This window comes from Saccharopolyspora sp. NPDC002686, assembly GCF_040295745.1.
In the GTDB taxonomy this organism is placed as follows: Bacteria; Actinomycetota; Actinomycetes; order Mycobacteriales; family Pseudonocardiaceae; genus Saccharopolyspora; species Saccharopolyspora oryzae.
Genome location: NZ_JBEOVY010000250.1, coordinates 1 through 11,662 on the forward strand (window position 1 = coordinate 1; position 11,662 = coordinate 11,662).

General features: G+C 70.7%; 12 protein-coding genes. 8 read left to right on the top strand and 4 right to left on the bottom strand.

Annotation, left to right across the window (positions count from 1 at the left end; all coding sequences use genetic code 11):
• Positions 1-868: heavy metal translocating P-type ATPase (locus ABTZ89_RS27205; RefSeq protein WP_351049818.1), on the bottom strand; the 868-nt coding region annotated here is incomplete at its 3' end.
• A gap of 38 nt (positions 869-906) precedes the next feature.
• Entirely contained in the window at positions 907-1,113 is a 207-nt protein-coding gene (locus ABTZ89_RS27210) for a heavy-metal-associated domain-containing protein (protein ID WP_270949876.1), read from the bottom strand.
• 254 nt (positions 1,114-1,367) lie between these two features.
• Between ABTZ89_RS27210 and ABTZ89_RS27215 the strand changes: the two genes are divergently transcribed.
• Positions 1,368-1,523 carry a hypothetical protein gene (locus ABTZ89_RS27215; protein ID WP_351049822.1) on the top strand — a complete coding sequence of 52 codons (156 nt, stop codon included), beginning with the start codon at positions 1,368-1,370 and terminating at the stop codon, positions 1,521-1,523.
• Positions 1,524-1,562: 39 nt separating this feature from the next.
• Here ABTZ89_RS27215 and ABTZ89_RS27220 read toward each other — a convergent pair whose 3' ends face one another.
• Positions 1,563-1,964 (bottom strand): cold-shock protein, encoded by a 402-nt coding sequence (locus tag ABTZ89_RS27220; RefSeq protein ID WP_351049825.1) that lies wholly within the window; start codon positions 1,962-1,964, stop codon positions 1,563-1,565.
• A 201-nt stretch (positions 1,965-2,165) separates the two neighbouring features.
• Between ABTZ89_RS27220 and ABTZ89_RS27225 the strand changes: the two genes are divergently transcribed.
• The gene (locus tag ABTZ89_RS27225) at positions 2,166-3,467 is read left to right on the top strand and encodes a flavin monoamine oxidase family protein (RefSeq protein ID WP_351049828.1); all 1,302 of its coding nucleotides are present in this window, start codon (positions 2,166-2,168) and stop codon (positions 3,465-3,467) included.
• An 11-nt stretch (positions 3,468-3,478) separates the two neighbouring features.
• Here the strand turns inward: ABTZ89_RS27225 and ABTZ89_RS27230 are convergent, their stop codons facing one another.
• The gene (locus ABTZ89_RS27230; RefSeq protein ID WP_270949881.1) at positions 3,479-3,673 is read right to left on the bottom strand and encodes a hypothetical protein; all 195 of its coding nucleotides are present in this window, start codon (positions 3,671-3,673) and stop codon (positions 3,479-3,481) included.
• 421 nt (positions 3,674-4,094) lie between these two features.
• Here ABTZ89_RS27230 and ABTZ89_RS27235 point away from each other — a divergent pair, with 421 nt between their 5' ends.
• The 6 genes from ABTZ89_RS27235 (at position 4,095) to ABTZ89_RS27260 (ending at position 11,510) form a co-directional block, all read left to right on the top strand.
• A complete protein-coding gene (locus tag ABTZ89_RS27235; protein WP_351049832.1) occupies positions 4,095-4,688 on the top strand; it encodes a hypothetical protein in 594 nt (197 codons plus the stop codon).
• Positions 4,689-4,821: 133 nt separating this feature from the next.
• On the top strand, positions 4,822-5,589 hold the full coding sequence (locus ABTZ89_RS27240) for an enoyl-CoA hydratase/isomerase family protein (protein WP_351049834.1): 768 nt from the start codon (positions 4,822-4,824) through the stop codon (positions 5,587-5,589).
• 128 nt (positions 5,590-5,717) lie between these two features.
• Positions 5,718-6,821, top strand: a complete 1,104-nt coding sequence (locus ABTZ89_RS27245; RefSeq protein WP_351049837.1) for a sensor histidine kinase — start codon at positions 5,718-5,720, stop codon at positions 6,819-6,821.
• A complete protein-coding gene (locus ABTZ89_RS27250) occupies positions 6,818-7,471 on the top strand; it encodes a response regulator (protein WP_270949887.1) in 654 nt (217 codons plus the stop codon). Before ABTZ89_RS27245 ends, ABTZ89_RS27250 begins: the two co-directional genes overlap by 4 nt.
• Before the next feature lie 92 nt (positions 7,472-7,563).
• On the top strand, positions 7,564-8,967 hold the full coding sequence (locus ABTZ89_RS27255; protein WP_351049841.1) for a 3' terminal RNA ribose 2'-O-methyltransferase Hen1: 1,404 nt from the start codon (positions 7,564-7,566) through the stop codon (positions 8,965-8,967).
• On the top strand, positions 8,964-11,510 hold the full coding sequence (locus tag ABTZ89_RS27260; protein ID WP_351049843.1) for a polynucleotide kinase-phosphatase: 2,547 nt from the start codon (positions 8,964-8,966) through the stop codon (positions 11,508-11,510). Before ABTZ89_RS27255 ends, ABTZ89_RS27260 begins: the two co-directional genes overlap by 4 nt.
• Positions 11,511-11,662 lie beyond the last annotated feature (152 nt).

An 11,662-nucleotide genomic window follows, 5' to 3' on the forward strand; every position in this document is an offset into this window, starting at 1 on the left:
CATCGACGGCCGAACTGCCCTCCTCGATCACACCGTCAGTGGCGATCTTCTCCCCGGGCCGGACCACGAACCGGTCGCCCACGGCGAGTTCCGAGGTGGGGATCCGTTCTTCACGGCCGTCGCGCAGCACCGCGACGTCCTTGGCACCCAACTCCAACAACGCCCGCAACGCCGCACCAGCACGACGCTTCGACCGAGCCTCGAAATACCGCCCCGCCAAGATGAACGTCGTCACCCCAGCAGCAACCTCGAGATAAATCGACCCATCACCACTCATCCGCCCGATCGTCAACTCGAACGGATGCGTCATCCCCGGCACACCAGCAGAACCGAACAACAACGCGTACACCGACCACGAGAACGCCGCCAAGGTCCCCATCGAGACCAAGGTGTCCATCGTGGCCGCACCATGCCGCACGTTCGCCCACGCGGCCTGGTGGAACGGCAAAGCCCCCCACAACACCACCGGCGCCGCCAGCACGAGCGAGATCCACTGCCAGTAGGTGAACTGCAACGCCGGAACCATCGCCAACGCGATCACCGGCACCGACAGCACCGCCGACACCACAAGCCGCTGCCGCAACGACCGCGTCGGATCGTCTTCCTCCTCGGCCTCCGGCTCCTCCGGCACGGGCAGGGTGGCGCTGTAGCCGGCGGCCTCGACGACCTCGACCAGCCGCTGCGGGTCGAGCCCCTCCGGAGCGTTGACCTTGGCCTTCTCGGTCGCGTAGTTGACGGTCGCCGCGACACCGTCGAGCTTGTTCAGCTTGCGCTCGATCCGCGCCGCGCAAGAAGCGCAGGTCATCCCGCCGATCTCGAGTTCGACCTGCTGCCCGGCGACAGGGCTGGTGTCGTGCACGTCGGTCATCTCCGCCTAGTCACATCCTCACGAGCAGCGGCCGCGGGTCACGAGGCCAGCTGGTATCCGGCCTCTTCCACCGCGGCGCGCACCTGGTCCGCACCGATCTCCTGGTCGCTGGTGACGGTGACGACCCCGGTCGGCAGGTCGACCTGAACACCTGTCACGCCGTCGATCTCGCCGACCTCCTCGGTCACCGAGAGCACGCAGTGCTGGCAGGTCATGCCGGTCACGGTGTAGGTCGTCTCGCTCATCTGCGTCACCTCTCCACGCTCCGCGCGCCACCTGCGCGCCTCCACACCCGAATTTATACCCTAGGGGGGTATGGTGGTCAACTCGCGGTCGGCGCCGCGCTGGACGGTAGTACCGGCCAGGGGTACCGCCGAGACCGGGTGTGATGCGGGTCTCGACCAGCCCTCCCGGCGCGCGCGGAACGCGGTTGGCATGCTGATGTCGACCAGCGATCGCCGACCGGCATCGCGCAACACCGGTCCACGGAGGAAGCACCTTGAGCACCGAATCCGAGCGCCCGACGTCCGGCGACGCCGAGTCGGGCAGGCACCGCCACGCCGCGCCGGAAGGCGCCGACGTGCACCCGCTGATCGACCTGTCCCGCGATCCGCACCCGGGCGTGCCCGACCACGCCAAGCCGGACGAGGACTGACGGCGGCCGGCATCCGCGTGCCGGGCGCGCGGATGCCGGCTAGGCCTCGACCCAGCCGTGCCGCACGGCGACCTGGGTGAGCTTCTGCCGCACCTGCAGGATCTGCTCAGCCGTCATGGTCGGCGCGGCGCCGAGCAACGACTCGGTGATCAGCTCGTGGAACTCCTTGGCCGAGAGCACGTCGAAGAGCTCCTCATCGGGCGCCGGAGCTCCGCCCTCCCCCGCCTGCGCCGGCACCTGCCGCACGATGCGCACGTTCGACGCCTTCGGGCCGCGGTCGCTCTCCTCCAGGTCGAACTCCACGACCACCCCCGGAGCGACCAGCCGCTTGTCGAAGGTCAGATCGTTGACGTGGATGAACACGTCCTCGCCGCCCACCTCGGGGGCCACGAACCCGTACCCGCGAACCTCGTCGAACCGAACGACCTTGCCGGTAACCATCAACCAGTTCCCAACTTTCACCACGAACCCCGCACCCCATCCGCGGGACCGGCAGTGTACCGCTCCGCACCGGACCGGTGCCACCAGTCCACATAGGACGCGAACACTCCGCGGACCCCACCGCTCGATCGGCGGATAGGGGCACCGCCGACGACCGAACAGAATGCGCTTCGGACCAATCCCGGAATGCGGGGAGTGCGCATGGATTCCTACGACGTCGTGGTCATCGGTGCCGGATTCGCCGGTCTCGTCGCAGCCCGCGAGCTGTCCCTGCGGGGGCACTCGGTCGCCGTGCTCGAAGCGCGGGACCGCATCGGCGGGCGGACCTGGACCGATGAGCGCCTGGGCCGGCGCCTGGAGATGGGCGGCACCTGGGTGCACTGGCTGCAGCCGCACGTCTGGACCGAAGTCACCCGGTACGGCCAGCGCGTCGAGCCGAGTCCGGCCTCGCAGGCGGTCCACTGGATCGCCGGCGGCACCAGGCACGAGAGCAGTCCGGAGGAGTTCGACGCGCTGATCTCGCGCGGCATGGACCGGCTGGCGCGCGAGAGCCGCGAGTGGTTCCCGCTCCCCTACGAGCCGCTGCACCGCGCCGACCTCGACCAGATCGACCACCTCTCGGTCGCCGACTACTTCGCCAAGATCGACCTCGATCCCGCCGAGCGCGAGGTGACCACCGGTGTGTGGGCCGAGCACTTCAACGGCCCGGCCGCGGTCTCCGGGCTCACCCAGGCGATGCGCTGGTGCTCGGCCGCTTCCGGCAACTGGCCCCTGCTCCACCAGGCGACCTCCGGCTACCGGCTCGTCGAGGGCACCGGGGCGCTGATCGGAGCGATCGCCGCCGACAGCAACGCCGAACTCCGCCTCGGCACAGCGGTCACGAGCATCTCGCAGGACTCCGGCCGTGCCACCGTCACCACCGCTGACGGCAGCCGCATCACGGCACGGCAGGTGATCTGCACGCTGCCGCTCAACGTGCTCAGCAGCATCGACTTCGAGCCCGCACTACCTGCCGCCAAACTGGCCGCCAGCGCCGAGCGCACCGCGTCGCAGGGGCTGAAGACGTGGATCCGGGTGCGCGGCGAGGTCGCGCCGTTCACCGGCTACGCGCCGGACGACCACGACCTGACCTTCGTCCACCCCGAATACGCGGTGGAGGGCGACACCCTGCTGGTCGCCTTCGGCACCCGCGCCGCCGATCTCGCCCCCGACGACGTCGAGGGGGTCACTCGCGCGTTGCGGGCGTGGCGCGACGACCTGGAAGTGGTCGACGTCGCCGGCCACAACTGGATGGCCGACGAGTTCTCCCGGGAGACCTGGCCGATGCAGCGACCGGGCCAGCTGACCAAGTACCTGGCCGCCCTGCAGGAGCCGCACGGCGCGGTCCGCTTCGCGGGCTCGGACCTCGCCACCGGATGGGCCGGTTTCATCGACGGCGCGGTCGAGAGCGGTCTGCGCGCCTCCCGGTCCGCGCACGAAGCCCTGCGCGGACCGAGAGGCTGAGCGAGGACGGCTCACACGCGCGGGAGCGGGATGTTCGGACGTTCCTCGCGCGTGGGGCCGTGCTCGACGTAGTCGGCGGCGAACCGCATGCCCGCCTGGTACGCCTCGATCCGCGCGCGACCGATCTCCGCTTCGATGTCCTCGGGGTTGAGTTCCTCGGCCAACGAACGCACCTCCGTCAGGCGACGGTTGGTCACCTCGTCCATGTCCGCTCCTGTCTTTCCGATCGGCTCACCCCTGATCCTCGCCACTCTGCGCCAGGTTTGCACGATCGGGTGGCCGAATACCCCCGGTCCAGGCCGAACGATCCACTGAGCGCCACCACGAGAACTCGCTCCGTAACCACCGAGCGCCGTTCGAAGCCACCCGGCACGACCAACGCCGCCCCCTCCCGGTAACCCCCGAACGTCGCAACGGCTATCGACCACTGGTTCGACCAGGTGAATCCGCTGCTCCGAACCGGTCACGAGCGAACGAACGCGCGACTGCCCGGAGGCGCATTTCGGACACTGCCGACCGCAGACGACCGAAGGCGAGAGGAGCGGAATGCCGCCCATCGGGTTCCGGACGAATAAGAACGGCAAGACGTATCCGATCCACAAAGCCAAGGGACGCGGCGGAGTCGCCGTGGCTGCCGCCGGAACGGCAGTCGCGCTCTCCGCGTCAGGGGGCATCGGGACCGGCGTGCTCGGCGGTTCCACCGGGAGCTCCGCGCTCTCCGCCGCCGAATCCGCCGTCGTGCGCAACATCCAGTCGAACCTCACCAAAGCGCAGAAGACCGCCCGGCAGGGAAAACCCCAGCAGGCGTGGCGGCAGTTGAAGCTGCGCCAAGGCCGTGAGCAGGCCAAAAGCGCCGTCGAGTGCTGGGCGTTCTCCTTCGGCCAGGTGCAGGAGTTCTTCGCCCGCACCCCGTGCGCCGATCTGCACCGCGTCCAGTTCCCGCTCACCGACGACAACGGCAACACCGTGTCGGTGCTGGTCTCCAAAGTCCGGATGCGCAGCACTTCGGACGCCCGCGAGCTCCGCCGGCTCATCGACGAGCACGGCACCGGCGACATCCGCCCGCTGGTCGAGAACGTCCCGTTCACCGGGGAGCACTACGACTCGAAGGTCAGCGGGAAGGTGGTCGTGCTCGCCGAGACCGAACCCACCAGCGGCGAGCCCTCGCCCGTGGTGCTCGAAACGATCTCCGAAGCAGCTGTCGCGCTCACCCCGAAATAGTCGCCGCCCGCCGGAGGCACCGGGTTGGGTCGAGCACATAGCCTCGATCCCGGGCGGGCTGTTCGGCGAGGATGAGATCCACGATCTCACCCGGCGCGGCACGTGCCCACGAGCGAGGGAAGCGGACTAGTCGATGAGCAACGCCAAGGGCAGGCTGGACCTGGACGTCGTCGGGCACACCGCGTGGATCACGATCGACAACCCGGACCGGCGCAACGCGATGACCGAGAGCATGTGGCGGCAGCTCCCGGAGCTGCTGTGCGCGGCCGCCGTCGATCCCGCGGCACGCGTCGTGGTGCTCACCGGTGCCGGCGGCACGTTCTGCGCAGGGGCGGACATCTCGGAGCTGCACGCGATCGAGGGCGCGGCGGAGAACCCGACGGTGGCCGCCGAGCGCGCCCTGGTCGACTTCCCGCTGCCCACCATCGCGCTGATCAACGGGTTGTGCATCGGCGGTGGCTGCCAGCTGGCCGCTGCCTGCGACATCCGGATCGCGGCGGATTCGGCGACGTTCGGCATCACGCCCGCCAAGCTCGGCATCGTCTACCCGCGGTCGAGCATCGCCCGGCTCACCGAGCTGGTCGGGCCGTCGGCTGCGAAGCTGCTGCTGTTCTCAGCCGACTTCTTCGACGCCGAGCACGCCCTGCGGATGCGCTTGGTGGACGAGGTCGTCGACGACCCGCAGGCCCGCGTCAGCGAGCTGGCCACGACCATCTCCTCCCGCTCGCAACTCACCGTCCGCGCTTCCAAGGAGCTGGTCGACCTGGCCCACCGCGGTTCACCGCTCGACGAGCGGGCTGAGCACTGGCAGCGGACCTCGGCCGAAACCGGGGAGAGCGCCGAAGGCATCGCCGCCTTCCTGGAACGCCGCGCACCGGACTTCCCGTACGGCAACCGCTGAGTCGTCCACATCGGACTAGGTTCTCCACGGCGGTACCTTGGTCGAGAACCGGGTACGTCGAGAGGAGTAGGCGGATGTTCGCTCCCGAGCCGACTCCTCGCGCCGCCGGATCGGCGAGAATTCGCCGCATGCGGGCATTGCGATCGTTGAGCGCGGACGTGGCACTCGCCGTCGTGATCACGCTGATCGGGCTGGTGGGCACCACGATGGCGAACCGGTGGTCGGGCACCGCGCTCCGGCCGCTGGACGCCGCAGGCCTCGGGCTGGTGGCCGCCGCGGGGTTGAGCCTGGTGCTCCGGCGCAGGCAGCCCGTCATCGCCGCCGGTGCGGTCGCGCTGTTCACCTCCACCTACCTGGTGCTGGGCTACACCTACGGCCCGATCCTGCTGTCGCTGATCGTGGCGGTCTACTCGCTGGCCCGGCACCGGCCGCCGTCGACGTCGGTGCCGGTCGCGCTGGGCGTGCTCGTGGTGCAGCTGGTGCACATCTTCACCACCCTGTCCGGGCCGTCGAGCCTGTTCGCGGTGATCCCCGGCTCGGCGTGGGTGGCCGTGCCGTTCGCCATCGGCAGCGTCGTCCGGCTGCAGCGCGAGTCGGCGGAGCGGGACCGGGCCGAGCAGTTGCGCCAGCGCGTCGACGACGAGCGGTTGCGCATCGCGCAAGAGGTGCACGACGTCGTCGGGCACGGGCTGGCCGCCATCAAGATGCAGGCCGACGTCGCGCTGCACGTGCTGGCGAAGAAGCCCGAGCAGGCCGAGGTCGCGCTGGATGCGATCAGCCGCACCAGCAGCGACGCGCTGGACGAGCTGCGCGCGACGCTGGCCGTGGTTCGGCGCCCCAGCGGGCAGACACCGGGTTTGGGGCGGCTGGACGACCTGCTGCAGCGCATGCGCGAGGCCGGCGTGTCGGTGGAGCTCCGCACCGTCGGCGAGGCGCGGAGCTTGCCGCCGGTGGTCGACCTGACCTGCTACCGGATCTTGCAGGAGTCCCTGACCAACGTGCTGCGCCACAGCAACGACAAGCGCGCCGAGGTGACCGTCGAGCACTCCGAGGACGCCGTTGCGCTCACCATCACCAACCCGCTGCCCGGCTCGTCCGCGGGCGGTGGTGGGCTCGGCCTGCCCGGCATGCGGCAGCGGGTCGCATCGCTGGGCGGTGAGTTCGAGGCCGGTCCCACCGCGGACGACCGGTTCACCGTCAGCGCCCGCCTGCCCCTCGAAGGAGCCCCGTGATCTCCGTGCTGATCGTCGACGACCAGGACCTGGTGCGCATCGGGCTGCGCACCCTCATCGACAGCGAGGACGACCTGACCTGCGTCGGGGAGGCCGCCGACGGGCTGGCCGCGGTGGCCGCCGCGCGCGAGCACCGGCCGGACGTGGTCCTGATGGACGTGCGGATGGCCGGTGTGGACGGGTTGGAGGCCACCCGGCGGATCTCGGCCGATCCCGACCTGGCCGGGACCAGGGTGATCGTGCTGACCACCTTCGAGATCGACGAGTACGTCTTCAGCGCGCTGCGCGGTGGCGCGAGCGGGTTCCTGCTCAAGGACACCAGGCCGGTCGACCTGCTCCGCGCCATCCGGCTGGTCGCCGGTGGTGACGCGCTGCTCGCGCCGTCCGCCACCCGCCAGCTGGTCCGCGAGTTCGTCTCGATGCAGCCGCGCGCCCGCCGCCCGCACCCCCAGCTGCACACCCTGACCGAGCGGGAGCGGGAGGTGCTCGGCCTGGTCGCCGAGGGGCTCAACAACGAGGAGATCGCCGAGCGCCTGGTGGTCAGCCCGGCCACCGCGCGCACCCACGTGAGCCGGGCGATGGTCAAGCTCGGCGCGCGCGACCGCGCCCAGCTCGTCGTGTTCGCCTACCAATCCGGTCTCGCCGACTGAGGCGTCCTCCCTGGACAGTCCACTGTGGATTCGCGTGCCTGATTGTCCGAAAATCGCTTCGCCAGAGCGGTCGATTGCGTCAGACTCGGGGTGTGTTCGTCACCGTCAGCACCACGCACAGCCCCGCGACCGACCTGGGCTTCCTGCTGCACAAGCATCCCGGGAAAGCTCAGGCGTTCCCGGTCGCGGGCGGGAACGCGCACGTCTTCTACCCCGTCGCGGAACAGGACGAGTGCACTGCGGCGCTGCTGCTGGACGTCGACCCCGTCGGCTTGGTGCGCGGCAAGCACAACGATTCGTTCGCGCTCGGCCAGTACGTCAACGACCGGCCCTACGCCGCCGGGTCGCTGCTCGCGGTGGCGTTGGGCTCGGTGTTCCGGACGGCGCTGAACGGGCGCTGCGATGCGCGGCCGGAGCTGGCCGCCACCCCGATCCCGCTGCGGATCCGGGTTCCCGCGCTGCCCTGCCGCGGCGGGGCCGGTCTCGCGACCCGGTTGTTCGAGCCGCTCGGCTGGCAGGTCGAGGCCACGCCGATACCGCTGGACCCGCAGGTGCCCGGCTGGGGCGACTCGCGGTACGTGGATCTCCAGCTGTCCGGGGACCTCCGCGTGTCCGACGCGCTCCGGCACCTGTACGTGCTGATCCCGGTGCTGGACGACGCGAAGCACTACTGGGTCCACGGCGATGAGGTGGACAAGCTGCTGCGCGCCGGGGACGGCTGGCTGGCCGAGCACCCGGAGCGGGAGCTGATCAGCCATCGCTACCTCGCCCACCGCAAGTCCTACGTGCGTTCCGCGCTGGCGCAGCTCGCCGAATCCGGCGACGCCGAAGGCGAACTGGACAACGCGCTGGCCGAACCGGTGGTCGCTGAAGCTCCCGATTCCGACGTGCCGCTGGCCGTGCAGCGCCACCGCAGCGTGCTCGCGGCGCTCAAGGCATGTGGTGCGCGGCGCGTGCTGGACCTCGGTTGTGGTAGCGGGGCGTTGCTGAGCGAGCTGCTGAAAGATCCGGCGTTCACCGAGATCGTCGGGGTCGACGTCTCGACGCGGGCCTTGGAACTGGCGGAACGCCGGTTCGAGCGGCTGCCGCAGCGCCAGCGCGAACGGCTCGTGCTGCGCCAGTCCGCGCTCACCTACGTCGATCCCGAGCTCGCCGGTTACGACGCCGCCGTGCTGGTGGAAGTCATCGAACACGTCGACCCGACCAGGCTGTCCGCGCTGGAGAACGCGGTGTTCGCCGCCGCCCGGCCGCGCGCGGTCGTGGTGACGACGCCCAACGCGGAGTACAACGTGCGATTCGAGAGCCTGCCCGCCGGGCAGTTCCGGCACCCCGACCACCGCTTCGAGTGGACTCGGGACCAGTTCCAGGAGTGGACCGGCGCAGTGGCCGAGCGGTACGGCTACACCGCCGAGCACCTGCCGGTCGGCCCGGTGGACCCGCAGGTCGGCGCGCCGACGCAGCTGGCAGTGCTCACCAGGGCGGAGGTGGCCCGATGAAGCTGTCCATTCCGGACATGTCCCTGGTGGTGCTGATCGGCGCTTCCGGCTCGGGCAAGTCGACTTTCGCGCGCACCCACTTCGCGCCGACCCAGGTGCTGTCCAGCGACTTCTTCCGCGGTCTGGTCGCCGACGACGAGAACGACCAGTCGGCCAGCGCGGACGCCTTCGACGCGCTGCACTACGTCGCGGGCAAGCGGCTGGCCGCCGGGCGGATGACCGTGATCGACGCGACGAACGTGCAGCGCAGCGCGAGGTCCACATTGGTCGGACTGGCCAAGGAGCACAACGTGCTCCCGGTCGCGATCGTGCTCGACGTGCCGGGTTCGGTGTGCCAGGAGCGCAACGCCGAGCGGTCCGACCGCGACTTCGGTCCGCACGTGGTGCGCAAGCAGCGCGCCGACCTCCGCGGATCGCTGAAGTCCTTGCAGCGCGAAGGCTTTCGGCGAGTGCACGTGCTGCGCAGCGTCGAGGACGTCGAAGCGGCCAGCATCGAGGTGCAGCCGCTGCTCAACGACAAGCGCGCCGAGACCGGACCGTTCGACGTCATCGGCGACGTGCACGGCTGCCGGGCCGAACTGGAGGAACTGCTCGGCGATCTCGGGTACGCCATCGAGCGCGACGGCGAGCAGCGGGCGGTCGGGGCCGCCCACTCGGCCGGGCGGCGGGCGGTGTTCGTCGGCGACCTGGTCGACCGCGGCCCGGACACGCCCGGCGTGCTGCGGCTGGTCATGGGCATGGTTGCGGCCGGCACGGCGCTGGTCGTGTGCGGCAACCACGACGACAAGCTGGCTCGCGCGCTGCGCGGGCGCAACGTCGGCCTCGGCCACGGGCTCGCCGAGTCCCTCGCGCAGCTGTCGGCCGAGCCGGCGGACTTCCGCAAGCAGGTCGAGGAGTTCTGCGGCGGGCTGATCGCGCACTACGTGCTCGACGGCGGCAAGCTCGTGGTCGCGCACGCCGGACTGCCCGAGCGCTACCACGGCCGGGCGTCGGGAACCGTCCGCGGCTTCGCGCTGTACGGCGAGACCACCGGGGAAACCGACGAGTACGGGCTACCGGTGCGCTACCCGTGGGCCGACGAGTACCGGGGCGGGGCGATGGTGCTCTACGGTCACACGCCGGTGCCGGAAGCGGAGTGGATCAACGGCACGATGTGCCTGGACACCGGCTGCGTGTTCGGCGGCAAGCTCACCGCGTTGCGCTACCCGGAGCGCGAAGTCGTGTCGGTCGCGGCTCAGCGCGTCTGGTACGAGCCGTCGCGCCCGCTCCTGCCGTCCGGGCAGCCACCCCCGGAGCCGGTGTCGCGGCGCGAGCCGGGGGTGCTCAACCTCGACGACGTCGCCGGGCGGCGGAGCGTGGAAACCCGGCACCACGGGCGCATCTCGGTCCAGCCCGAGCGCGCGGCCGCCGCGCTGGAGGTGATGAGCCGGTTCGCCATCGACCCACGGTGGCTGGTCTACCTGCCGCCGACGATGGCCCCGGTCGCCACCTCCGACCGGCCCGACGTGCTCGAGCACCCGGAGGAAGCGTTCGCCGCCTACCGGGCGCTCGGGGTGCAGGACGTGCTCTGCGAGGAGAAGCACATGGGCTCCCGCGCGGTCGTCCTGGTCTGCCAGGACGATGCGACGGGCCGGTTCGGCATCGAGGGCTCCGGCGCGGTGCACACCCGGACCGGGCGCCCGTTCTTCGCCCCGGAGCAGGAAGCGGAGCTGCTCTCCGGGGTGCGCGCGGCGGCGACCTCGGCCGGGTTGTGGGACGAACTGGACACCGACTGGCTGCTCCTGGACGCCGAGCTGATGCCGTGGAGCGCCAAGGCCGGTGCGCTGATCACCGATCAGTACGCCTCGGTCGGGGCGGCGGCGGAGGCGGCGCTGCCACCCGCGCTGGCGTCGCTGACCGCTGCAGCCGAGCGGGGCGTCGACGTCGGCGAGCTGCTGGCGAAGACCCGTGCTCGGGCCGGCAACGCCAGCGCCTACCGGGACGCCTACCGCCGCTACTGCTGGCCCACCGAGGGGTTGCGCGGGGTCCGGTTGGCCCCGTTCCAACTCCTGGCCACCGACGGACGCACTTACCACGATCGCGAGCACAGCTGGCACCTGAAGCTGGCGGACCGGTTGGTGCAGGCGGATTCGGAGCTGTTCGCCACGACCCGTCGGCTCGCGGTGGACACCACCGACCCGACCTCCACCGCCGCCGGGATCGCCTGGTGGGAGGAGCTGACCGGAGCTGGCGGTGAAGGCGTGGTCGTCAAACCGGCGGCCAACCTCACCAGGGGCAAGCGCGGTCTCGTGCAGCCAGGGCTGAAGGTGCGCGGACGCGAGTACCTGCGGATCATCTACGGCCCCGACTACACCGAACCGGCCAACCTCGACCGGCTGCGGCAGCGGGGCCTGGGCCGCAAGCGCGGCCTGGCGGCCCGCGAGTACGCCTTGGGGTTGGAGGCGCTGGAGCGGTTGGCACGAGGTGAACCGCTGTGGCGGGTCCACGAGTGCGTCTTCGCCGTGCTGGCCCTCGAATCCGAGCCGGTGGACCCGCGGCTGTAGGGGAACCTGTCTGAAGCACTCGTTTTGCGGGGCGGTGCGGGTGGCGGAACCTCAGCGCCCGCCTGGACTGCGGGTGCCCGACTTTATGTATGCCAATACACGGCAGTCGGGCCGTCCTCGCCAGGCGAACGCTGAGAACCCGCGGCGGTGCC

Excerpts from the sequence above, each read along its gene's own strand:
- ABTZ89_RS27240 (WP_351049834.1), top strand. The coding sequence starts at position 4,822 with ATGAGCAACGCCAAGGGCAGGCTGGACCTGGACGTCGTCGGGCACACC.
- ABTZ89_RS27220 (WP_351049825.1), bottom strand. The coding sequence starts at position 1,964 with ATGGTTACCGGCAAGGTCGTTCGGTTCGACGAGGTTCGCGGGTACGGG.
- ABTZ89_RS27245 (WP_351049837.1), top strand. The coding sequence starts at position 5,718 with ATGCGGGCATTGCGATCGTTGAGCGCGGACGTGGCACTCGCCGTCGTG.
- ABTZ89_RS27260 (WP_351049843.1), top strand. The coding sequence starts at position 8,964 with ATGAAGCTGTCCATTCCGGACATGTCCCTGGTGGTGCTGATCGGCGCT.
- ABTZ89_RS27210 (WP_270949876.1), bottom strand. The coding sequence starts at position 1,113 with ATGAGCGAGACGACCTACACCGTGACCGGCATGACCTGCCAGCACTGC.
- ABTZ89_RS27225 (WP_351049828.1), top strand. The coding sequence starts at position 2,166 with ATGGATTCCTACGACGTCGTGGTCATCGGTGCCGGATTCGCCGGTCTC.
- ABTZ89_RS27230 (WP_270949881.1), bottom strand. The coding sequence starts at position 3,673 with ATGGACGAGGTGACCAACCGTCGCCTGACGGAGGTGCGTTCGTTGGCC.